General features: G+C 68.0%; 22 protein-coding genes and 4 tRNA genes. 4 read left to right on the forward strand and 22 right to left on the reverse strand.

Annotated features, from left to right (window positions below):
- Positions 1-66 precede the first annotated feature (66 nt).
- Positions 67-318 (forward strand): hypothetical protein, encoded by a 252-nt coding sequence (locus AC5P7S_RS05180; RefSeq protein WP_229301604.1) that lies wholly within the window; start codon positions 67-69, stop codon positions 316-318.
- A gap of 6 nt (positions 319-324) precedes the next feature.
- Here AC5P7S_RS05180 and AC5P7S_RS05185 read toward each other — a convergent pair whose 3' ends face one another.
- From AC5P7S_RS05185 to AC5P7S_RS05275, 19 genes are all read right to left on the reverse strand, one after another.
- Positions 325-1,245, reverse strand: coding sequence for an HlyD family secretion protein (locus AC5P7S_RS05185; protein WP_095378785.1), 921 nt, complete (start codon positions 1,243-1,245; stop codon positions 325-327).
- Positions 1,242-1,970, reverse strand: coding sequence for an ABC transporter ATP-binding protein (locus tag AC5P7S_RS05190; protein WP_095378782.1), 729 nt, complete (start codon positions 1,968-1,970; stop codon positions 1,242-1,244). The genes AC5P7S_RS05185 and AC5P7S_RS05190 overlap by 4 nt, the downstream gene beginning before the upstream one ends.
- Before the next feature lie 10 nt (positions 1,971-1,980).
- Positions 1,981-3,120: an ABC transporter permease gene (locus AC5P7S_RS05195; RefSeq protein ID WP_095378779.1), complete on the reverse strand. Its 1,140-nt coding sequence runs from the start codon at positions 3,118-3,120 to the stop codon at positions 1,981-1,983.
- Positions 3,117-4,580, reverse strand: coding sequence for a TolC family protein (locus AC5P7S_RS05200; RefSeq protein ID WP_095378776.1), 1,464 nt, complete (start codon positions 4,578-4,580; stop codon positions 3,117-3,119). Before AC5P7S_RS05200 ends, AC5P7S_RS05195 begins: the two co-directional genes overlap by 4 nt.
- Before the next feature lie 369 nt (positions 4,581-4,949).
- Positions 4,950-5,025: transfer RNA gene (locus AC5P7S_RS05205), tRNA-Gly, on the reverse strand.
- Positions 5,026-5,141: 116 nt separating this feature from the next.
- A complete protein-coding gene (locus AC5P7S_RS05210) occupies positions 5,142-6,248 on the reverse strand; it encodes an NAD(P)/FAD-dependent oxidoreductase (RefSeq protein WP_095378797.1) in 1,107 nt (368 codons plus the stop codon).
- A gap of 138 nt (positions 6,249-6,386) precedes the next feature.
- A tRNA-Gly gene (locus AC5P7S_RS05215) sits at positions 6,387-6,462 on the reverse strand.
- A gap of 235 nt (positions 6,463-6,697) precedes the next feature.
- Positions 6,698-7,324, reverse strand: coding sequence for a CDP-diacylglycerol--glycerol-3-phosphate 3-phosphatidyltransferase (gene pgsA, locus AC5P7S_RS05220; RefSeq protein WP_005412825.1), 627 nt, complete (start codon positions 7,322-7,324; stop codon positions 6,698-6,700).
- Between the two features lie 18 nt (positions 7,325-7,342).
- Positions 7,343-9,187, reverse strand: coding sequence for an excinuclease ABC subunit UvrC (uvrC, locus tag AC5P7S_RS05225; protein WP_053500510.1), 1,845 nt, complete (start codon positions 9,185-9,187; stop codon positions 7,343-7,345).
- The gene (locus AC5P7S_RS05230) at positions 9,184-10,596 is read right to left on the reverse strand and encodes an NHL repeat containing protein (protein WP_005415983.1); all 1,413 of its coding nucleotides are present in this window, start codon (positions 10,594-10,596) and stop codon (positions 9,184-9,186) included. Before AC5P7S_RS05230 ends, uvrC begins: the two co-directional genes overlap by 4 nt.
- A complete protein-coding gene (locus tag AC5P7S_RS05235) occupies positions 10,593-11,081 on the reverse strand; it encodes a low molecular weight protein-tyrosine-phosphatase (RefSeq protein ID WP_095378774.1) in 489 nt (162 codons plus the stop codon). Before AC5P7S_RS05235 ends, AC5P7S_RS05230 begins: the two co-directional genes overlap by 4 nt.
- On the reverse strand, positions 11,078-11,851 hold the full coding sequence (gene kdsB, locus AC5P7S_RS05240; protein WP_005415980.1) for a 3-deoxy-manno-octulosonate cytidylyltransferase: 774 nt from the start codon (positions 11,849-11,851) through the stop codon (positions 11,078-11,080). Before kdsB ends, AC5P7S_RS05235 begins: the two co-directional genes overlap by 4 nt.
- A gap of 75 nt (positions 11,852-11,926) precedes the next feature.
- On the reverse strand, positions 11,927-12,946 hold the full coding sequence (gene lpxK / locus AC5P7S_RS05245) for a tetraacyldisaccharide 4'-kinase (RefSeq protein WP_095378771.1): 1,020 nt from the start codon (positions 12,944-12,946) through the stop codon (positions 11,927-11,929).
- Entirely contained in the window at positions 12,946-14,694 is a 1,749-nt protein-coding gene (gene msbA / locus AC5P7S_RS05250) for a lipid A export permease/ATP-binding protein MsbA (RefSeq protein WP_005415978.1), read from the reverse strand. The genes lpxK and msbA overlap by 1 nt, the downstream gene beginning before the upstream one ends.
- On the reverse strand, positions 14,691-15,113 hold the full coding sequence (locus AC5P7S_RS05255) for an ExbD/TolR family protein (RefSeq protein WP_005415977.1): 423 nt from the start codon (positions 15,111-15,113) through the stop codon (positions 14,691-14,693). Before AC5P7S_RS05255 ends, msbA begins: the two co-directional genes overlap by 4 nt.
- A gap of 3 nt (positions 15,114-15,116) precedes the next feature.
- Positions 15,117-15,779: a MotA/TolQ/ExbB proton channel family protein gene (locus AC5P7S_RS05260; RefSeq protein ID WP_061478482.1), complete on the reverse strand. Its 663-nt coding sequence runs from the start codon at positions 15,777-15,779 to the stop codon at positions 15,117-15,119.
- Positions 15,780-15,782: 3 nt separating this feature from the next.
- Positions 15,783-18,182 carry a DNA internalization-related competence protein ComEC/Rec2 gene (locus AC5P7S_RS05265; RefSeq protein WP_095378768.1) on the reverse strand — a complete coding sequence of 800 codons (2,400 nt, stop codon included), beginning with the start codon at positions 18,180-18,182 and terminating at the stop codon, positions 15,783-15,785.
- 59 nt (positions 18,183-18,241) lie between these two features.
- Positions 18,242-19,585 carry a sensor histidine kinase gene (locus AC5P7S_RS05270; protein WP_095378765.1) on the reverse strand — a complete coding sequence of 448 codons (1,344 nt, stop codon included), beginning with the start codon at positions 19,583-19,585 and terminating at the stop codon, positions 18,242-18,244.
- 1 nt (position 19,586) lies between these two features.
- Entirely contained in the window at positions 19,587-20,258 is a 672-nt protein-coding gene (locus AC5P7S_RS05275) for a response regulator transcription factor (RefSeq protein WP_005415973.1), read from the reverse strand.
- Positions 20,259-20,403: 145 nt separating this feature from the next.
- Between AC5P7S_RS05275 and AC5P7S_RS05280 the strand changes: the two genes are divergently transcribed.
- A complete protein-coding gene (locus AC5P7S_RS05280) occupies positions 20,404-21,171 on the forward strand; it encodes a MipA/OmpV family protein (protein ID WP_005415972.1) in 768 nt (255 codons plus the stop codon).
- 31 nt (positions 21,172-21,202) lie between these two features.
- Entirely contained in the window at positions 21,203-21,487 is a 285-nt protein-coding gene (locus AC5P7S_RS05285; RefSeq protein WP_005415971.1) for a hypothetical protein, read from the forward strand.
- 96 nt (positions 21,488-21,583) lie between these two features.
- Here the strand turns inward: AC5P7S_RS05285 and AC5P7S_RS05290 are convergent, their stop codons facing one another.
- Positions 21,584-21,724 carry a hypothetical protein gene (locus AC5P7S_RS05290; RefSeq protein WP_005415970.1) on the reverse strand — a complete coding sequence of 47 codons (141 nt, stop codon included), beginning with the start codon at positions 21,722-21,724 and terminating at the stop codon, positions 21,584-21,586.
- A 182-nt stretch (positions 21,725-21,906) separates the two neighbouring features.
- On the opposite strand from AC5P7S_RS05290, the gene AC5P7S_RS05295 reads away from it, so the two are divergent.
- The gene (locus AC5P7S_RS05295) at positions 21,907-22,209 is read left to right on the forward strand and encodes a hypothetical protein (protein ID WP_005415969.1); all 303 of its coding nucleotides are present in this window, start codon (positions 21,907-21,909) and stop codon (positions 22,207-22,209) included.
- Positions 22,210-22,335: 126 nt separating this feature from the next.
- Here AC5P7S_RS05295 and AC5P7S_RS05300 read toward each other — a convergent pair.
- Positions 22,336-22,410, reverse strand: a tRNA-Val gene (locus tag AC5P7S_RS05300).
- 98 nt (positions 22,411-22,508) lie between these two features.
- Positions 22,509-22,583: transfer RNA gene (locus AC5P7S_RS05305), tRNA-Val, on the reverse strand.
- Between the last annotated feature and the right edge of the window lie 69 nt (positions 22,584-22,652).

The raw sequence follows: 22,652 nt of genomic DNA on the forward strand, positions 1-22,652 counted from the left end.
CACATCGAGCCCGGGACACTGCCTTACCCCACAGATTCAGTCTTCACCTTCGCGCTGATCATTCTGGTGGAGATTGTTGTCCTGGGCCTGATCGTGCAGCCATGGCGGTTTCACCGCCTGTGGCTGCGGATGTTTGTCTGTGCCTTTCCCTGGCTGGGCTGGACAGTACTTTGGGGCGTGACCGCCAGGCACCAATCACCCGTGCGCGATGTGCATTTGAACTGGGTGCTCGCCGTTGCCGCCTTTCTTCTTGTGGCACTACTGGTCGTGGTCGCGGCCTCCGCCTGCCCGCGCCTACGCCGCTGGCTCAACGGCTGACCGGACCTACTTCCGGAACTCTACCCGCACATGCTGGCCGAAGCGCGCCTTGGCCTCGCCATCGAACTCCAGCACACACTCCACCACCTTGGCCACGCCACGCCCTGCATCTTCAGGCAGGCGTGCCTGCGCGAACACAGGGCTGATGCGTACCACGCGTGCGGTCGGCAGCGTGCCGGTGTTCTCGGCACCATCACTGTCCGGTACCACCGCCGCTTTCATGCCTACCTGCACCGCATCGGCGTAGGCGGCGCTCAGTTCGGCGCGCACCTGCAGCGGGCGCGCCGGCAGCAACGAGATCGCCGGCTTGCCCGCCTGCACGAAGGCGCCGACGCCCGGCACCTGGCCGACCACGGTGCCGGCTTCCGGCGCGCTCAACGACATCTGCTGCAGTCTCAGCTTCGCGTGCTCCAGCTTGTGCTGCGCCATGTCGACCTGCGCACCGGCCACGTCGACATCGGCGCGCACGCCGGCCAGCTGCTGTTTGGCTGCATCGGCCTGCTGGTTCGAGGACACGCCTTCGCTGGCGCCCGTGGACAGGCGAGTGGCGTTGCGCTCCAGTTCGCGCAGCTGCGCCTGGCTGCCCTTCAGGCGGTCATTGGCCAAGGCCAGATCGGCGCTGGCCATCGCCACCTCCTGCTGCAGCAGGGCACCATCCAGAGACAACAACAGCTGCCCCTTCTTCACCGTGGCGCCTTCCTTCACCGGTGCGGCGATGATTGAGCCATCCACCGGCGGTGCCAGCGCGATCAGGCCACCTTCGACGTCAATGATGCCCTGCGCCACGGCGACCTTGCCGGCGGCGGCAGTACCCTCCTTGCCTGAGGGGGCCGATGCAGCGGTGGGCGCCTCCCTGGAACAGGCGCCGAGCAGCAGTGCCGCGGACAGGGCCAGGCTGAGGGGAAGCAGATGCGACGTCTTGGTCATGGGGCGGACTCTACGGTTTCGTTCTGGCGGCGGTCATCACGGACCATGCCGTCTTCCATGGCGATCACCCGATCGGCATGCCGGATCAGGCGCGGATCGTGGCTCACGCACAGCACGGTGGCGCCATGCGCACGTGCGTAGCGATGCAGGATGTCGATCACGCGCTGGCCGTTCTCGGCATCCAGCGCGCTGGTGGGTTCGTCTGCGAAGATCAGGGTCGGCGACTTGGCAAACGCGCGGGCAACCGCCACGCGCTGTTTCTCGCCACCGGACAGCTGCGCCGGGCGCATGTGGCTTCGATGGCCGAGGCCGACTTCTTCCAGCGCCTTGCGGGCCAGCGGCTCGCTTTCGCGATTGCGCATGCCGCGGTAGCCCAGTGGCAGCTGCACCTGCTCCAGCGCGGTCAGTGCCGGGAACAGGTTGAAGCCCTGGAACACGAAGCCGACATGGTGCAGGCGGAAACGCTCCACTTCACTGCGGGTCATGTGGCCCACATCCTGGCCCAGCGCGTGCACGCGACCGCCATCGGGCGCGGACAGGCCGGACAGCAGCGACAGCAGCGTGCTCTTGCCGCAGCCGGACGGGCCTGATACCAGGGTCAGCTCGCCGGGATAGATGTCCAGCGACAGGCCACGCAGCACCGGCACCTGCACATCACCGGACATGAAGCCTTTTTCCAATGCGTCGGCCTGCAGGGTCGGGGCGATGGTGCGTGCGGAAGTCATCGGCCGGTCCTCAACGCAGCAGCAACGATGGATCGGAGCGGACGACACTGCGCACCGCCATGATGCTGGAGAGCATGGCCATCACCGCCACCAGCGCCAGGCAGCCGAGGATCACCATCGGTGTCAGCTGCACCGGCACGCGCTGGGTCTGCGCGATCAACAGCACCACCGTGCTGAAGGCTGCCGCCAGCAACATGCCCACGCCGCCGATCAGCAAGGCCTGCTCGAACACCACCCGCGCCAGCGCGTAGCGACCGGCACCGAGCGCATTGAGCGTGGCGTACTCGCGCACTGAGCCAGCCACCACCGAGGCGAACGACTGGTTGGTGATCACCGCGCCGACGAAGCAGACGATGACGGCCATGAACAACACCGCGATGCCCGCGCCGGTATCGAACAACCAGTACTGCTGAGAGCGGCTGGCGAATTCCGGCGCGGTCCAGAACTCGACCGGCGTGGCCCGGCCCATCGACGCGGACAAGCGGTCACGCACACGACCGGCCAGGTCCGGCGAGCGCAGGCCCGCCACGAAGTAGGTACTGCCCTCATGTGGGTCGGTACCGGCGATGGCACGCGCAGTATCCAGCGAGGCCAGCACGTTGACGCCGCCCAGGCCCCGCAGGCCCGGTTGTGCAGCGACCACGCGCACCGCCTTGCCATTGATCCAGGCACGGTTGTTCTGCAGGTCCACGCCCAGCGTATCCAGATCGGCGCTGTCGACGATCACCGCACCCGGCTCGCGCAGCTGCGCGCGCAGGTTGGCAGGGAGGATGCGCGCGAACATCATCGCATCGTCCCGGGTGGAGATACCGGACAGGTACACCGACACATTGCCGGTGCCCTGCGCGCCGGATCGCCATTCGCCATCGACCCACTCGTAGGGCTCGACGCGAGTGACATCCGGGTCCATGCGCAGATGGCTTTCCACATCCGCGCTGATTGCATGGCCGTAATTCACACTCTGGGTGCCGGGGAAACCGGCCCAGATATCAGCCGAGGACGCTTTCACATAGATCGCAGCGGTACCGAAGATGCCCAGCACCAGTGCGGCCTGCACGATCAACAGCACACCGGCAAAACACATCGCCAGCACCACCGGCAGGAACCGGCGCCACTCATAGGCCAGGGTCTTGCGGGCGAGTGCGATCATTGTGGTTCGCCCTCACCCTCGGCAGGCAGCGGGGCGCCGCCGAGGGCGCGGTACAGCGATGCAAAGGCCAGCACGCGTGCACCCTGCGCAGCGATCAGATCAGCCTGCGAGGCGAGTGCGGCGCGTTGCGTGTCGAGTCCATCGAACTCGCTGGACAGACCCAGCTGCACCTGCCGCGCCTGGCGCTTGACCTGCTGCCCGGCGGCGTCGTTGGCCGCGCGCAACGACTGGATGCTGCTGTCCTGCCGCGCCAGGCTGCCCAGCGCGCCTTCCACTTCGCTCACGCCTTCCAGCACCGCCTTGCGGTATCCCAGCAAGGCGGCATCCAGCTGCTTTTCATTGGCATGGAAGCGCGCGCGACGCTGGCCCCAGTCCCATAGCGGAATATCGATGTACGGGCCGATCGACGGGCTCGAATCGGAATTGGAGCGGGCGTTCTGGGTGAGGTTGTACGCGTACAGGATGGAGCCGCCAAGGCTGACCCGTGGATACATCGCTGCGCGCGCCGAACCCTTGCTGGCCGCTGCCTGCATCACCTCTGATTCGGCCAGCAGGATCTGCGGGCGGTGGCGCAGCAGATCCGCAGGGACCTGCTGCAGCGAGAATGCACCGAGCTTCGGCGGCGCGCGGTACGCGCGCCAGGCGGGATCCGGCCCGTCACGCCCCAGCAGCAGCGCCAGCGCGCGGGCCGCGTTGTCCGCATTTTCGCGGGCCTGCGCCGTCGCTGCCCGGGTCGCCGCCTGGCGCGCGCGCAGGCGTTCCAGCTCGCCCGGCTCATCCAGGCGCAGGCGCAGGCGAACCCGTGCCAGTTGTTCGCCGCGATCATCCACGGCCTGCTGTCTGACCAGCAGATCCTGCTGGGCCTGCGCTACGGTCAGGTCCAGATAGCTGCGCACCACGTCGGCAATCACCGCCACTTGTGCGGCATTGCGCAACGCCTCGGCATTACCGGCCGAGGCCTGCGCGCTGAGATGGGCACTCTCGGCGGCGCCGAACAGGCCCAGGTCCCAGATCGCTTCGATGCCCGCATGGAAATAGGTGTCGACCGCGGCGGCGTCCTGTACCTGCTTGGCGCTGGCCGAGATCTCCGGCAGGAAGCGCGAATCCGAGGTGCCGGCGACAATCCGCACTGCCTGCAGGCGCAACGTGGCCTGCTGCAGATCAAGGTTGCCGGCGATGGCTTGATCGACCAGGCCGTCCAGCGCCGGGTCGGCCAGCACCTTCCACCACTGCCTGGCCTCCACCGCCACGCCCTGGCCCTGCGGCACCTGGGTCCAGGTGCTGGGGGTGCGATCAGGCAGGCCCGGAGCCGGCACCGACATGCAACCTGCCAGCGCCAGGCTGGTCAGCAGTGCGCTCGGGCGCAGCAATGCCTGCAGGGAGAGTCCGCGCCCGGTCCTGGGCACTGCCACTGGAGTGATACGCCTGACCACCAGCCCGCCAACGTGTAGAAGGAGCATGAAGGCTACCGTGCGATTGTGGAGCGAACATGGAGAATTGGTCCGAAAACGGTCACAACACGCGTGCGGTTCAGGCAACGATGGTGTTGGCCTTTCGCCAGCCTTTCAGTGCATGCGACGCGCGGAACGCTGGTGCAACATCCAGGCCATTGCGTCTTGTTGACGCGCTCTCCGCTTCCCTCGCCTGCGGTCGTCCCCACGACCGATGCGTCCCGCCATTCCGATTGCGACACTGACCTCGGATTCGTCACGCCGGGCGAGTGATATCACGCCCGCTATGAAGATGCCGTGGCGCGACTGTAGCGGCCCCTGCCGCCAACATCATGACAAATGAAAAACGCTCCCTTCCGGGAGCGTTCTTCTTGAATCTGGAGCGGGAAACGAGACTCGAACTCGCGACCTCAACCTTGGCAAGGTTGCGCTCTACCAACTGAGCTATTCCCGCAGATTTCGTTCGACCTGCGTCGAAGGAGCGCTATTGTGTCGATATCGCTGCACGGCGTCAACAGGAATTTTCACGTGGGGTCAGGGGTGGCGTTCAGGCGCCCCTGCCTGTTCCCTTCACGTGCGCAGCCCGCGGCGATGGAAGTAGACCTGTTCGGCGATGCGCCGCATGACCGCTGTATGCAGCAGTACATCAAGCGGCCAATCGGCCTGCAGATGATCCATCGCCCAGCGCAGCACGCGCTTGCCATGGAACGCCGGGGCGACCTGACGCGCCACCCGTTCCGCTTCTGGCCCTTGCCCACGCAGATGGCGGGCAATCGCCTCGCCGACCGCCCAGCCATGCCGCCACGAGGAGTGGATACCCCCGGCGGAGAGCGGCGAGACGATGCCCGCCGCGTCGCCGGTCAGGATCAGCCGGTGGCCAGTGATCGGGCCATCCGGTCGGCCGCAGCGCACCAGGCCGGCGCGGGTGGCCGAGGGGCGCGCCGAAGGCGGAATGTTGACCACACCGCGCACGTGGTCGAGGAAACCCTCAATGTCCGGCGGCCGCACCCGTTGCGGATCGTGACGCAGCGCCAACCCGACCTGCAGACCGCTCGGATTCTGGGCGACCCAGCCGATGTAGCCCGGGGCGTAGCGCTTGCTGACGAAGCAATGCAGCGCATCGCCCTGCACCACCTGCTGACCGGCGAACTCACGTTCTACGCCGTAGAGGTTGTCACGTACCTGGCCGAGGCCGGTGCGCCGGGCCACGCGTGAGCGCGCGCCATCGGCGCCAACCAGATAGGCGCAGCTCCCTGCCCCTTCCACCTGCCAGCCGTCACCGCGGCGACGGGCGTCGGTGAAGGACTGCTGCAGGCGCAGGTCGACGCCGTTCGCGTGCAGTTCGCTGGCCAGCCAGCGCATCAGGTTCGGCGTATCGGTGGTGAGGAAGTAGTAACCCGGTGCGGCCAGCAATACGCTGCGCAGGTTCGGCGCATAGAGGCGCACGTTGGCGACCCGTTGCACCAGATGTTCGGGCATGCGCCCCAGCCAGGTCTGCTCCATCGCTTCCTTCACCACGATGCCGGTGGTGTGCAGCCGCCCGCCGGGGTCGGCCTTGCGTTCCAGCACGCAGACGCGCAGACCGTACTGGGCGGCAGCCAGTGCGCAGGCGGCACCAGCGAAACTGGCGCCGACGATGACCACATCATGGTCGTAGGCGGAAGGAGTTTGGGGCATGGCTGCATCGTTCTGGAGGAACACAGATGCAGCTTCCAACTGGCGCGTGGCGAGGCGAAGGAGTGGCGGTGAAGTGGGGATGAAGCAGGCGCCAGGCAAACGAAAAACGCCCCCTTGCGGGAGCGTTCTTCTTGAATCTGGAGCGGGAAACGAGACTCGAACTCGCGACCTCAACCTTGGCAAGGTTGCGCTCTACCAACTGAGCTATTCCCGCTTGGGAGGCGAAATTCTACCTATTCTGGGAATGGCGTCAAGCGGTTTTTTCGGGGCCTGCGAGGCGCCTTGCACCGCGTATCCACGCATGGCGTGGATCTACTACAGGATTCCCACAAACCGATGGATCCGCACCATCGGTGGACGCAGCATTTCCAGTAGATCCACGCCATGCGTGGATGGGCGCATCAATGGGGTCAGAGCCCTTTCCTTCGGAAAGGGATCCGACCCCGGGCTCAGTTGCCCAGCTTCTTCTGCCGTGCACGCTCGCGCGCGGCGCGCTCGTCATCGCGCAGGCTCGGCCAAGCGGCGTGCAGGTACTGCAGGCCCGACCACAGGGTCAGCACGGCGGCAATGGCCAGGGTCCAGTCGCCGATGTGGAACACCGGCCAGCCCATCCAGATGTCTTCCACCGGCACGTTCGGCGCCACCGAATACAGCAGGCACAGCAGCGCGACCATCTGCGCGGTGGTCTTGATCTTGCCGATCATCGCCACGCGCACCTTGGCGCGCTGGCCCAGCTCGGCCATCCACTCTCGCAGCGCCGATACCGCGATCTCGCGGCCGACGATCACCGCCGCCCAGAACGCCATCCACGGCGTCGGGTGGCCCTGCACGATCAGGAACAGTGCCACTGCCACCATCAGCTTGTCCGCGACCGGGTCGAGGAAGGCGCCGAAGGCCGACTCCAGCTGGTAACGGCGTGCGATCCAGCCGTCGAGCCAGTCGGTGATCGCGGCCAGGCCGAAGATCGCCGCCGAAGCGAAGTTGGTCCAGGTGTAGGGCAGGTAGAACACCAGCACCAGCACCGGGATCATCACGATCCGCAACAACGTCAGCCAGGTGGGCAGGGTCAACTTCATGCTTGCGTGCTTCTCTCTCTACTCGGCCGCATCAGGCGTGGCCAACCCGTGCAGGTTAGCGTAGATACGTGCCGCGAGGGCGTCATTGATGCCTTCCACCTTGGCGATTTCCGCTTCGCCAGCGGCTTTCAGGCCCACAAGACCGCCGAAATGCTTGAGCAGGCTGGCGCGGCGGCGCGGCCCGATGCCGGGGATATCCTCCAGCTTGCTGGTCATCCGCGCCTTCTGGCGGCGCCCCCTGTGGCCGGTGATGGCAAAGCGATGCGCCTCGTCGCGCACCTGCTGGATGAACTGCAGCGCCGGGTTGGCCGCGCCCGGGCGCAGCTCGCGGCCATCGGGCATCACCAGCGCTTCGTGGCCGGCGCGGCGCTCAACGCCTTTGGCCACGCCCACCAGCAGCACGCCTTCCACGCCCAGGTCGGCCAGCGCGGCCTGCGCCTGCGCCAGCTGACCGGCACCACCGTCGATCAGCAGTACGTCCGGCAGCACGCCCTGCTCTTCCACCGCACGGCGGAAGCGCCGATCGATGGCCTGGCGCATCGCGGCGTAGTCGTCGCCCGGCTCGATGCCGCTGATGTTGAAGCGGCGGTACTGCGCGCGTACCGGACCGGCGGCGTCGAACACCACGCACGAGGCCACAGTGGCCTCGCCCAGCGTATGGCTGATATCGAAGCACTCGACCCGCTTGACCGGCTCGGCCAGGCCCAGCATCTCGCGCAGTGCATCGCTGCGCGCATGCTGCGCATTGCGGCTGTTGAGTTCAGTGGCCAGGGTCAGCTGCGCGTTGCGGCTGGCCAGCTCCACATAGCCGGCGCGCTCGCCGCGCACGTTCCACTTCAGCTGCACCTTGCGCTCGGCCGAGGCCGACAGCGCCGCGACCAGCAGGTCGGCATCGGGAATCTCGCGATCCAGCAGGATCTCGCGCGGCGGCTCGAATTCGATGTAGTACTGCGAGACGAACGCGGCCAGCACTTCCTCCGGACTCTCCTCGCCGTTGGTACGCGGGAAGAACGGGCGGGTGCCGAGGTTGCGGCCATCGCGGAAAGCCAGCAGCAGCACGCAGGCCTGCGAACCCTGCATGGCCACCGCCAGCACGTCCAGGTCGGCGGCGCGGCCGTCCACGTACTGGCGCGTCTGCATGCTGCGCAGCGAGGAGATCAGGTCGCGCAGTCGCGCGGCCTGCTCGAACTCCAGGGCCTCGCTGGCGGCCTGCATCTGCTCGCCCAGCTCGCGGGTCAGCTCGTCGCTCTTGCCTTCCAGGAACAGCGCAGCACGGCGCACCGATTCGGCGTAGTCCGCGGCCGGCACCAGCTCCACGCAGGGCGCGCTGCAGCGGCCGATCTGGTATTGCAGGCACGGCCGCGAGCGGTTGCGGAACACGCTGTCCTCGCAACTGCGCAGCTTGAACAGCTTGTGCATCAGGTTCAGCGTTTCGCGCACTGCGGTCACGCCCGGATACGGCCCGAAATAGCGGCCGGGAATGGCGCGCGGGCCACGATGCAGGGCGATGCGCGGCCAGTCCTCGCGGGTCAGCAGCACATGCGGGTAGGTCTTGTCGTCGCGCAGCGAGACGTTGTAGCGCGGCGACAGCGACTTGATCAGCTGATTCTCCAGCAGCAACGCCTCGGCTTCCGAGCGCGTCACGGTCACGTCCATGCGCGTGATCTGCGAGATCATCGACATGATCCGCGCGTTCTTCGGGCTGCCGTTGAAATAGCTGCCGACGCGGTTGCGCAGCGCGCGCGCCTTGCCCACGTACAGCAGGGTGTCGTCGGCCGCGTACATGCGGTACACGCCGGGGGCGGTGCTGAGCTGGGCCGCGAAGGCCTTGCCGTCGAAGGCCGGGGCGGGAACGTCGGTCATTCGCTGATCGGGACTTCGCTGAGCACGCCGCTGTCGGGGTCGAATCGCAGCACGGCATGGGCGTCGGTCTCGGCGATCCACACCGCACCTGCGCCCACGGCCAGGCCAGCCGGGCCGTGCAGGCGGCGCGGCAGCGGCTGGGTGGTCAGTTCACCGCCGCCCAGGCGCAGCGTGCGCAGGCGACCGTTGCCGGTGTCGGCGATCCACAGCAGCGGGGCGTCCGCGCCCAGTGCGATCGCCTGCGGGAACTGCAGGCTGGCCTGCGCGCGCGGGCCGTCTTCACTGCCGAAGCGCCACGGCCCCTGCCCGACCAGTGTCTGCACCAGGTCACCACGCAGTTGCAGTGCACGGATCGAGGATCCCAACGCATCGGCGACGTACAGCACCTGCTGCACCACGGCCAGCGCGGTCGGTTGCGCGAAGGCAGCCAGATGACCACTGCCATCACGCTCGTCGATGGAACCACTGCCGGCGCGCCATTGCAGGCTGCGCTGGCCCAGGTGGTAGCTCCAGATGCGGTTGTCGCCGGCCATTGCGATGTGCAGCTGGTTGTCGGCGATGGCCAGGCCAACCGGATGGTCCAGCGAGACCTGCCGCGCCTGCGCCACCGGGCCCTCCACCGGCGCGCCGGGTCGCCCGTTGCCGCACAGCGTGTCGACGATGCCGGTCAGCAGATTGATGCGGCGCACGGCATGGTTGCCGGTATCGGCGACGTACAGCGAATCGCGCTCCAGCACCAGCGCCTGCGGGCGGTGGAACGCCGCTTCGGCGAGATTGCCATCCATGAAATCGGCGGTGCCGAGGCCGAACTGACGCAGGATGCGGCCGCCATGGCTGCATTCAAGAATGCGGTGATGACCGCTGTCGGCGATGTACAGACGTTCGGTGCTGACCGCCAGCCCCTGCGGGAAGCGCAGGGCCTGGCGCGGTTCCGGATGCAGTTCGCTGCCGCCACGCGGCGGCGCCGAAGGTGCGCCCTGGCACAGCGCGTTCAAGGCGCGCTCCAGTTCACCGGGCGCGCCCTGCCCGACCAGCCGTTGCTGTTCACGGCCCTGCGCGTCCAGCAGCACCATGGTCGGCCAGGCGGTGACGCCGAAGCGGCGCCAGCCATCCCAGTCGGCATCGAGCAGCACGGGCATGGTCAGGCCCTGACGGCGCAGCAGCTTCAGTGCGGCCGTGGCATCGCGTTCGAAATCAAAACGCGGCACCTGCAGCACCAGCGGCTGCAGCTTGCCCGGGTGGCGCGACAGCCATTGGCCGAACTCGGCCAGGCGTTGCGCACTCCAGGCGGAGGCCGCATTGACGAACAGCAGCGCGACCGGCCGGCCGCGCAGTTCGGTCAGGGTGCAGGGGGTGGCATTGAGCCAGGTGGCGAATTCGGGCAGGTCCGGGACGGGCTGGACGTTCATGACCTGATTATGCCGGAGTCGGCGTCATGCAACAGTCGTGCCACCGCACGTTTTGCAGCATCGTCGACCAGCGACCAGACCTGTTCGAAATGATCGCTGCCGCCGGTGTAGGGATCAGGGATGGCTACCCGCCCCTGCCCGCCGGTCCAGGGCAGATACAACGCCAGCCGTTCACGCTGGGCCGCCGTCGCCAGGCGCCCGGCATCACGCAGGTTGGCCTCGTCGGCACACAGGATCCAGTCGAAACGTTCGAAATCCACGGCCTGCAGCTGGCGTGCGCGCAGGCCGCCGATGTCCACGCCGTGCCCGGCCGCGCAGGCGATCGCGCGGCGGTCCGGCGGCTCGCCCACGTGCCAGTCGCCCGTGCCGGCCGAATCGACCTGCACCCGCCCGGCCAGCGGCGAGGCATCCAGGCGTGCGCGCAGCGCGCCTTCGGCCATCGGCGAACGGCAGATGTTGCCGAGGCAGACGACCAGCAGCCTCATCGCGCGGCCATCGCCTGCAGCAGCCCCTCGGCGCGCTCCAGGTCCTCGGGCGTATCGATGCCCGGTGGGAACGGCTCGGGCGAGATCGCCACGCTGATCGGGTAGCCCGCTTCCAGCACGCGCAGCTGCTCCAGCGATTCGACCTGCTCCAGCTGGCCCGGCGGCATCGCCGCGAACCGCTGCAGGAAGCCGGCGCGATAGCCATAGATGCCGATGTGGCGCAGCCAGTGATGGCCGTCCGGCAGCGTGTCGCGGCTGCGTGCGAAGCCGTCGCGGTGCCAGGCGATCGGCGCGCGGCTGAAGTACATCGCCTCGTTGCGCACGTTGCGCACCAGCTTCACGACGTTCGGGTCGAACAGGGTGTGCGCGTCCTCGACGGTCGTGGCGAGAGTCGACATCGGCGCAGTGCCAGCGACCAGCGCATCGGCCACCGCGCGGATGCCGGTCGCCGGCGCGAACGGTTCGTCGCCCTGCAGGTTGACCACCACCGTGTCATCGGCCCAGCCGGCAATGCGTGCGCACTCGGCCAGGCGATCGGTGCCCGAGGCATGCGTGGTCGCGGTCATCGCCACCTTCACCTCGGCCAACCCGGACAGCGCATCGGAAATGCGTTGGTCGTCGGTCGCCACCCAGACCTCGCGGGCACCGGCCTGCAGCGCGCGGCGCGCCACATGCAGCACCAGCGGCTCACCGCCCAGCGGGCGCAGCGGCTTGCCCGGCAGCCGCGAGGCGGCAAAGCGGGCCGGAATGGCGACGACGAATTCGGTCATGCGGGCGGTTCTCGGCAGGCTCGTTACAACGGGAATGCGGCCAGCGGCGCGTGAATGCAAGCGCCGCCGCGCCACTCAGTTCGGTCGCAGCTTGTCCAGGCGATCGGTCAACGCCACCCAGAACGCGGCGGGCAACTCGGCGCGCAGCGGAACCGCGTAGTGCCAGTCGTTGCCGAACGCCCGGCATTTCACCGCATCCTTTTCGGTCATCAGTACCGGCAACTGGCTGCCGAAGGACAGATCCTGCGGCTGGTAGGCCTGGTGGTCGGCGAACGCATGCGGCACCACGCCGATCCCGCGCGCGCGCAGCATGTCGAAGAAGCGCTGTGGATGGGCGATGCCGGCCACCGCGTGCACGCGCTGGCCCTTGAAGTACGCCAGCGGGCGCGCGCGGCCACCGGCCAGCGGCTGCGCACTGTCGATGTACAGGGACATTGGCCACTGGCCGAAGCCACAGGCCTGTGCCGCGGTCTCCTCATCGGCCTGGCCGAGGTTGACCACGCGGAAATCGCACTCGCTCGCGCGGCTGACCGGCTCGCGCAACGGCCCGGCCGGGATCATCCGGCCATTGCCATAGCGACGCTGGGCATCGACCACTTCGATCTCGATGTCGCGCGCCAGCCGGTAGTGCTGCAAACCGTCGTCGCAGACGATTACATCGCAGCCGGCCTCGATCAGCGCCTTGCCGGCGGCGACACGGTCACGGTCCACGCGCACCGGCACGCCGGTCTTCCAAGCGATCAGCACCGGTTCGTCACCGCCCTTCGCGGTTGGCGTATCGGCCTGCACCCACAGCGGCTTGTCGGCGTCTTCGCGACCATAGCCGCGGCTGGCCACGCCCGGCTTCCAGCCGGCCGCGCGCAGGCGCTCGACCAGGGCAATCGTCAGCGGCGTCTTGCCGGTACCACCGGCGGTGATGTTGCCGACCACGATGACCGGCACCGGCAGCGAGTGGCGCTTGCGCCAGCCACGCCGATAGGCGCGCCGGCGCATTGCGGTGACACCTGCGTACAGCGGCGCCAGCAGGCGCATCGCCCACGGAACCGGGGTGCCGTCATACCAGTACGGCGGGGTCTGGGTGCCCTTGCCGGCCATCAGTCCTGCCTTTCGCGGAACTGCATGCTGTGCAGATGCTGGTACAGGCCGCCCAGTTCGAGCAGCTCTTTGTGCGTGCCGCGTTCAACGATGCGGCCATGATCCATGACCAGTACCTGGTCGGCATGCTCGATGGTCGACAGCCGGTGCGCGATGACCAGCGTGGTGCGTTCGGGCATCAGGCGCTGCAGCGCGTCCTGCACCAGGCGCTCGGATTCGTTGTCCAGCGCCGCAGTGGCTTCGTCGAGGATCAGGATCGGGGCGTCGCGCAGGATCGCGCGGGCAATCGCCAGGCGCTGGCGCTGGCCACCGGACAGCAGCGCGCCATTCTCGCCCACCGGGGTCTGCAGCTGCTGCGGCATGCGTGCGATGAACTCCCACGCGTTGGCGGCCTCGGCCGCCGCGCGGATCTGCTCGTCGGTCGCTTCCATGCCATAGGCGATGTTGGCAGCGATGGTGTCATCGAACAGCATGACCTTCTGCCCGACCATTGCCACCTGCCGGCGCAGGTCGGCCAGCGGGTAGTCGTCCAGTGCCACGCCGTCGAGGGTGATGACACCGCCGCTGGGCTCGTAGAAGCGTGGCACCAGCCGGATCAGGCTGGTCTTGCCACTGCCGGAACGGCCGACAATGGCCGTCACCGTGCCTGGCTTGGCAACGAAGCTGATGTCATCCAGGGCGATGCCGCTGTCCTCGCGGTAACGCAGCATGACGTGGTCGAACGCCAGTTCGCCCCGCACGCGCTGCACGTGTCGCTGCCCCTGGTCGCGCTCCACTGGCATGTCGAGAATGCCGAACAGGCGCTCGGCAGCAGAGACACCGCGCGAAATCGACGTCTGTACGCTGGTCAGGCGGCGCAGCGATGGAATGATGGCCATCATCGATGTCATCAGGCCCATGAACTGGCCGGCATTGAGCCGGCCCGCCAGGGCCTCGCGGGTCGATACCCAGACGATCACCGCCAGCGCCAGTGCGGCCAGGAACTGCACCACGCTGGAGGCGGCGGCGCGGGTGACCTCGACCTTCATGTTCAGCGCCAGCATGCGGTTGGCCAGGCGCGAGTAGCGCGAGATCTCATGCTGCTGGGTGCCGTGCACCTTCACTTCCTGCTGCGCGGCCAGCGACTGCTCGGCAGTCTGCGCCATGGTGCCCATGCCGTCCTGGATGCCGCGGCTGATTCGCCGGTAGCGCTTGCCCACGTAGGACACGATGCCACCGATCAGCGGCACCACCAGCAGCATTGCCAAGGTCACCTTGACGCTCATCTGCAGCATCACCGCCAGCATCGCGATGATGGTGAGGGTGTCGGCCACCACGGTCTTCAGCGCGTCGGCGCTGGCCTGGGTGACCTGCTCGGTATCGAAGTTCAGGCGGCTGACCATCACCGGCGTCGCTTCGGTATCGAAGTGCGACGACGGCAGGTGCAGGTACTTCTGCAGCACCTGCTCTCGCAGGTCGCGGACCACGCTGCGGCCAGTCTTGGCCAGCGTGTAGTCACTGACCCAGGTGGCCACGCTACGCATCAGGAACAGGCCGAGGATGGTCAGCGGCAGCACCACGGCCGCGCGCGGCTGCGGGTCGACGAAACCTTCGTTGACCAGCGGCTCCATCAGCTTGGTGAAGTGGTAGCCGGCCAGGGCCTCGACCACCATGGCGATGACCGCGCCCACCATGAACACCCAGTAGGTGCGGGTGTAGCCCAGCAGACGTTTGTAGATCGGCCACACCGGCGCGTGATGGGAACTCATGGACGCACCTCTGGCGCAGTTGCAATGGCGATACGACGGAAACCGAGTTGACCGAGCGCGTCCTGCGCGGTCACCACGGCCTGGTAGGGAGTGCGTGCGTCGGCGCGCAGCAGCACGGGCTGGCTGCGGTCACTGCCGGCCACGGACGCGATGGTCTGCTTGACCGACTCGACGTCGCTGCGCAGCACTTCCTGGTCATTGATGAAATAGCGGCCTTCGGCGTTGATCAGCACGCTGAGCGAACGCGGCGGCTCGTTGTTGGGCTGCTGGCTGGCGGTAGGCAGCTGCACCTGCAGCGTCGAGCGCGCATCGAAGGTGGTGGTGACCACGAAGAAGATGATCAGCACCAGGATGACGTCGATCAGCGGGACCAGATCGATATGCGGTTCATCCTGGGAGCGGTCATTGCCGATACGCATCGATCAGGCCTTCGCCGCAGCGGCGTTGGCCGGTCGCGCCGGCGCGACCGGGTTCATCACCCCGGGGCGACCGTCGAGCGTGTCCAGCAGGGCACTGGCTTCCTGCTCCATTTCCACCACGTAGCCGTGGATGCGGCCCTTGAAGTAGCGATGGAACATCAGTGCCGGAATGGCCACGATCATGCCCGTGGCGGTGCACACCAGCGCCTTGCCGATACCGCCGGCCAGCTGGTTCACGTCGCCCACCCCATGGTCGAGGATGCCCAGGAACATCTGGATCATGCCGATCACCGTGCCCAGCAGGCCCAGCAGCGGGCCGGCCGAGGCAATGGTGCCCAGCGCGTTGAGGAAACGTTCCATGCGGTGCACCAGGTGGCGGCCGGTGTCCTCGATGCGCTCGCGGATCTGGTCGCGCGGACGATTGCGGGCTTCCAGCGCGGCCGCCAGCAATGCGCCCAGCGGCGAGTTGGCACGCAGGGTCTGCAGGTGCGCCGGGTCAAGCTTGCCGCGTGCGGCCCAGTTGCGCACTTCCTGGCCGAGGCCGGGCGGCAGCACTTCAGTCCGCCGCAGGGACCAGAAACGCTCCAGGATGATCGCCAAAGCCAGTACGCCCAACAGCAGCAGCGGCACCATCGGCCAGCCACCGGCCTTGACCAGTTCCCACACGTTTCAACCCTCCGGCCCAACGGCCGCTTGTTTGATCGGCGATAGGATAACAGCCGACCGCGCCCGCCCAGCGGCATCCCACCACCGGGATGCATGGATACGCTGTTCACGCAGCTGCAGCCCTTGTGCGCCAAGCCATACGCGGATCGCCCCGGACTCCGCAGTGGACACCACCTCGGCTCCCTGCGCCTGCCAGCGCCGGACCACGTCCCGGCGCGGGTGGCCGAAGCGGTTCTGGTGCCCGGCCGAAACCAGCGCCAGCCGGGCTGACACCGCCGCCACCCAGGGCGCGCTGGAGCTGCCGCCGCTGCCATGGTGCGGCACCAGCACCACATCCGCCTTCAGCGCCGCCGGAGACGCCCGCAGCAGCGCCTGTTCGGCCGGGCGGCCGATGTCCCCTGGCAACAGGACCCCACCATACGCGCTGGCCACGCGCAGCACGCAGCTGTCCTCGTTTTCAGCCCGCTGGCTGCCTGCATCCGGGTGCAGCACCTGGAAGTCGACGCCGTCCCAGCGCCAGCGCAGGCCGCGTTGGCAGCGCCCGGCCCCGGCGATCGTGCTGCCCGGCGGCGCCAACAGGGGCAGCTCCGGCAACTGAAGGCGCAGGCTCGGCAGGTTGCCGGCATGATCGAGATCGTCGTGACTGATCAGCACGCGGTCGGGCCGTGCCTGCCCCAGCGCCCGCAATGACGGAACCAGGACCCGCTCGCTGCCCTCACCTCCGATCGGCGGCCCCACGTCGTACCAGAGCGCATGCCGCGCGGTACGCAGCAATACCGCCGTGCCCTGCCCGACGTCATGCACCAGCAGCTCCAGCTCTCCCTCGGCCGGCCGCTCGCGCAACGGCCACAGCAGCGGCAGGCACAGCAGGAGGCCAGCCAGCCCGCCCCCGGCACCGCGTGGCAGCAGCCACCAGAACACGCCCAGCAGCGCCGCCGGCACTGCCCAGGCCGGTGCCTCGGCCAACCACCACATCGCCTGTGGATGCGCCGCCAGTGGCTGCAGGGCCTGCCAGCTGGTTTCGAACAACCACGCCGCTGCGCGCCACGCCCAGCGCCCGGCGCCGTCATGCAGCACCTGCAGGGCGGTGCCGAGCAGCGACAAGGGCACCACCAGCAATGTCCACCACGGGATGACCGGCAGGTTCACCAGCGGCCCCAGCCAGGCGGTGCCACCGAACAAGGCGATGCCCAGCGGCAACAGGCCGACGCTGGCCACCCCTTGTGCGGCCAGGAACCCGCGCAGGTTGGCGACCACCCCACGCGGACGTCCCTGCGGCAGGCACCAGACCAGCCACAGGACGCCGCCGAAGCTGAGCCAGAAGCCCGCGGACAGCACTGACAGGGGCGCCGGCAGCAGCAGCGCCAGCGCCGCCAGTGCAAGCCCCTGCACGAGACCCAGTGGGCGCCGCCCGCTACGCGCCAGCGCCACCAGCCCGATCATCAGTGCAGTGCGCACGGTCGGCAATTCACCGCCGGCCAGCACCGCATAGCCCGCTGCGGACAGGGCCGCGGCGCAGGCCGCCGCCTGGGGGCGTGGCCAATGCCGGGCCAGCAGCGGGCACAGCCACCACAGCCCTCGACACAGCAACGCCCCCAGCCCGGCCACCACCCCGACATGGAATCCGGAAATGGCCACCAGATGGGTCAGGCCCAGCGCCCGCAGCTGATCCCAATCGGCGTCGGACAGGCCACGCGTATCGCCCAGGGCAAGTGCCTGCACGAAGCGCGCGGCTGGATGGGCCACCTGCGCGGCGATGGCGGCGCTGGTGCGTTCACGCCATGCCGGCAGGCCATGCGCGGCCTGAAGCTCGCGCGCGCTGGCCGGCGCCCGCACCGTGCCGTTGCCGGACACGCCGCGCAGCAGCGCGTGGCGTTCACCGTCGAAACCACCGGGATTGATCCGCGAACGCGGCGCCCGCACGCGCAAGGCCAGATGCCACTGCGCGCCGGCCAGGACCTGATGGCGCCCACGCCCGGCGTCGGTGGCGTCAGCGGCACGCCAGGCATCGTTCCAGGTGACCTGCAGGCGCTTGCCGCGCAGCGATGGCAGTTCGCTGCTCTCGCTGACCTGCAGCAGGAAGCGGGTGTGCGCGGCTCCATGGTCCGGCAGATCGATGACCCGTCCACTGACCACCACATCCCGTGCTGGCTGGCCTGGCGGCAGCTGTTCCTGCATTGCCCAGTGCCCGTGCAGCGCCGTCCATCCGGCACCGAACAGCACGACCGCGGGCAGGCGCCCCCGCCAACGCAGGCCCCACCCCGCCATGCCAAGCACGATCATCACCGTGCAGACCCACAGCGGCGGCAGCCGCGGCAGCTGCACGCAGGCCAGCGCCCCCAGTGTCAGCGCCGCAGCGGCGCCACTGCCCAGCAAGGGAGACGGGGAAAGCTGGACGGCCATGGGTCCAGCCTGCCGCTACCGGCGGCAGCTTGCCTATCGGGACTTTCCCCGCAAACGCGTCAGCGCCGGACGCTACCGCGATGGAAATTGACCCGGAAGCTTGCGCCGCCTCCCGCAGCCTCACCGACACTGACCGAGCCACCGTGGTGCTGCACGATCTCCTTCACCAGGTGCAGGCCCAGGCCACTGCCGCTGCCCGCCGCGCGCAGGCGATGGAACGGCTCGAAGATCGCCTCGCGGTCGCTCACTGGAATGCCCGCACCCTGATCGCTGACCTCCAGCAAGCCGCGCGCATCCAACCGCACGCAGATGGTGCCACGGCCACCACCATGCACGATCGCGTTGTGCACCAGGTTGGCAATCACCCGCCCCAGCGCCAGACTGTCGCCGTGGATCCACACCGGCGATTCCGGCGCGTCCACTTCGAATCCATAGCCGGCGCCCACCACCAACGGCGCCAGGTCCGCGGCTGCCTCACGCACCAGCAGGGCCAGGTCCAGCCGCTGCAATGCGCCGACATTGCGGTCGAGGCGCTGCAGATCAAGCAGGTGCTCGGCAACATTGCCCAGCCGCGCCACATCGGTCAGCAACTGCGATTTCAGCTCGCCCTGCGGCAGCTGAGACAGTCGCGCCTGCACCACGGCGATCGGCACGCGCAATTCGTGCGCCGCGTCGGCGAGGAACTTGTCGCGCGCTGCATAGCCCTGCTGCACCTTGTCGATGGCATCGTTGAAGGCTTCCACCAGCGGCGCCACTTCCGTGGAGACCAGCCGCGCATCCAGCCGCGCACCGGGCTGGCCGATATCCAGTTCCTTGGCCTGCTGCGCAGAACGGCGCACGCCGCGCATGGCACGGTGGATCACGGTCGGCATCACAAGCAGGGTGACCACGATCAGTGGCAGGAAGAACCACAGGCCGATCAGGCGCAGCACCATCAGCGCGCCATCCAGCAGCCCGCCCTTGGGCGCGCCACCGACCATCACGGTGATGCGGCGCCCGTCCTCGTTGCGGATCATCACCCGCGCCACGTCCAGATAGGGGGGCACCAGCGAGCCCAGTTCCGTGGCGCCCACGGTCGGCAGCCGCGCGAGCATCGGCGCGTGGATGGCTGGGATGGTGCCGCGCTCGAGCCACATGCCCTTGTCATCCACCGCGGCGAACCAGAGATTGCCCCCGGCGTTGGCATCGAGCTTGTCCCAGCGCGCCTGGTCCAGCACCAGGCGCCCGCCTTCGCTGTGCACCGCCTTGGCCACCGCCTCGGCAACGAACATGTCCATGCCCCAGGAGTCCTTGTCACCCCAGGTCAGGATCAATGCGACCACCGCGAACAGTACGGTGAAGGCCTGCGCCAGGAAGAGGCGCCAAGCCAGGCCAAGGGTGATCGAACGGATCGGACGGGCCATCTCAGGCCTCCGCCAGCAGGTAGCCGACGCCGCGGATCACGTGGATCTCCACCCCCGCCCCGGCCTGCTGCAGCGCTTTGCGCAGCTTGGAGATATGCGCATCGAGCGCATTGGATTGGATCTCATCATCGAACCCGTACACTGCAGCCTCCAGGGCACTGCGGGTAACCGTGCGGCCCTGCCGCATCGCCAACGCCTGCAGCACCAGCACCTGCCGACGTGGCAATGCCAGGGGCTGGCCCTCCACCTGTGCCTGCAGCGATTCGAAATCGAACTCGAGCCGCCCCAGCCGCAGGCTCGGCGTCACCATCGCCGAAGGCCTGCGCGATACCGCGCGGATGCGTGCCATCAGTTCCTCGATCGCCACCGGCTTGACCAGATAGTCATCGGCACCGACGTCCAGGCCTTCGACCTTGTCCGACAGCGTCCCCTTGGCGGTGAGCATGATCACCGCCAGGTTCGGCCGCAGCGCACGCGCCGTCGCGACGAATCCGGCGCCATCGCCATCGGGCAGCTGGCGATCGAGCAGCAGCAGCTGGTGCACCGGTTCGCGCAAGGCGAGCGCGGCCTCGGCCAGGCTGCCGACCACATCGGCGACCACGCCCTGCCGCTCCAGGCCCGATTGCAGGGCGCGGGACAGATCAGGATCGTCTTCGACCAGGAGGATGCGCATCAGGGACTCGTCAACCGGAAACGCTGCCGATCATAGTGCCTGGCGCCGTGATTTTGCGCCCATGCATGCCGAACGCGCGGGCGCAATGTTCTGACAATGTTGCCCCGTCACCATGCGCAGCCATCCCCTGCAACGTGGCTGATCGATGCCGTCGCTGTCCCCGCACCTGCTGCGCCCGCTACTGCTCACCACGGCCCTCGGCGTGCCGTTGCTCGCCCACGCTGCCGGGCAGAACCCCGGCGTGCAGGCCGGCATCAGCGCTGGCGCGACCTCCGGTGCGTACGCGCACTATGACGTCAAACCGCTGGTGGTACCGGCCATCGCCTGGCAGGGCGAGCGCTTCTTCGCCAGCCCCGGTTCACTTGGCATGTACCTCTACAAGGATCAGGGGTGGCGGCTGTCGGCGGCGGTCACGCCCTACACCCTGCGCTTCAAGACCGGCGACGTGAATGATGCTCAGCTGCGCCGCCTGCACAGCCGGCAGATGTCGGCCATGGCGGGCATCAACGGTGAGTACAGTGCCGACTGGGGCATGGTCGAGGCCAGCGTGATGCGGGACGTGACCGGCCATGGCGGTGGTATCGAGTCGCGCCTGCATTACAGCCATCCGATCCAGGCAGGCCGCTTCACCTGGGTGCCGCGGGTGGGTGTCGTGCATTCCAGTGCACGGCTGCTCGACTACTACTACGGCATCAGTGACGAAGAGGCACTGCGCTCAGGCCTTGCCAGCTACCGTCCGGGTAGTGCCACCTCACCGAGTCTGCAGATCGCGGTCAGCACGCCACTGGGCATGAAGTGGCGCGCGACCGGCGTGGTGGCCAACCAGTGGTTCGGCGATGCAGTGAAGGACAGCCCGATGGCACGACGCGGCACGCAGACCTCGGCCTTCATTTCCCTGATGCGCTCGTTCTGAACGAGCGCCCCCGCTACGGACAAGGACCCCCATGGCCTCCGTCTTCCCCACCGCAGACGCTCACGCGATCCTGCGTGCACCGGACCTGGACAGCGCAGAACGCGCCTATCTGGGACTGATGCCCGACCTTGAACATGTGAATGCACTGGCCCGCCGTGCAGTGGGCCTGTCACGCGTTGCCGACGCGGCACGCGGCTATGCGTTGTCGATGACTCTGGTCGGACTGCGCCTGCAGGAGCTGGAGATGGGCGAGCCAACGGCCAGGGAACATCGCCAGGCCACCCTGCGCAGCCTGCGCCAGGCCTTCAGCGCCTGACAGCACCCGCACAGGCACTGCCGCCGCACCAGCGGCAGCGGGAGCCATCGGGTCAGCAGGTCCCGCCACCCGGCAGGCCGGGCGCGGCAGCGTCGTTCAGCGCAGCGTGGTCCACGCCAGCAGCGCGCTCAGGATTGCGACCCAGATCACTGCCTTGAACGTGCCTTCCAGCATGTTGCCGCCGAACAGGCGTTCCAGGAGCGGATTGGGCCTGGACACCGGGACGTGATCACTCATGCGGCAGTTCCTTGCAGTAATTGCGCAGTTGCGCAGTAGCGCCGAGTCTACGCCTGCGCGGCCCGGATTCATCGCCATCTGCCTGCCTTTGGCGGCCCAATCCCCGCCTTCGTCGCAGGCCGGCTGCGGTGCCCGGCCGACCATGCCAGTCTGCACGCACTTTCCCGCTGGAGCACCGTGCCATGCCGATGCTTGCCCTGATCCTGCTGTTCTCCAGCCTGTTCGGCGACGGCTGCGGGCCCACCGAGGATGCCCTGCGCAGCCAGATCCTGCGCAACGAAGATCGGCAGGCCATGCATGAAGCGCAGCCCCTTCAGCTCTATCACCTGCGCCAGGACCGCGTGCTGCGGCTGGGCAGCCAGCAATCGCCAGACGACACTGGCGCCAGCCCTCATCCTGCGCTGGCCCGGGTAGGTGTGGCGCAGCTGTGGGAACGCGTCGACGGCCACTGGCGCATCCAGCGTTCGATCAGCATTACCCACTGATTTCATGCCACTGAACCGGCACGGATGCAGCTTCGCGGGAACGCCAGGCTCCCCGGAACGAAAAAAGCCGGCCCCGGGGCCGGCTTTCATCGTTTCCACCACTTCACCGGCAACGCCGGGAGCAGGTGGTGGGCGGTACAGGGTTCGAACCTGTGACCCCTACCATGTCAAGGTAGTGCTCTACCGCTGAGCTAACCGCCCATCTTGTTCTTGCCGCCCGAAGGCTGGCCTTGTTACGTAAAAACCCGGCGCCAGGGCCGGGCTTTGCAGTTCACGACAGCCCTCTTCCGAGGACTTCGTGGTGGGCGGTACAGGGTTCGAACCTGTGACCCCTACCATGTCAAGGTAGTGCTCTACCGCTGAGCTAACCGCCCGTTTTGCTTCTGCATTTCCGCGATTGCGTCGGTGCAGGCCGCGTATATTACGGATGCGGGCCGTGAAGC

Source organism: Stenotrophomonas sp. YJH_SMC_32, assembly GCF_059369975.1.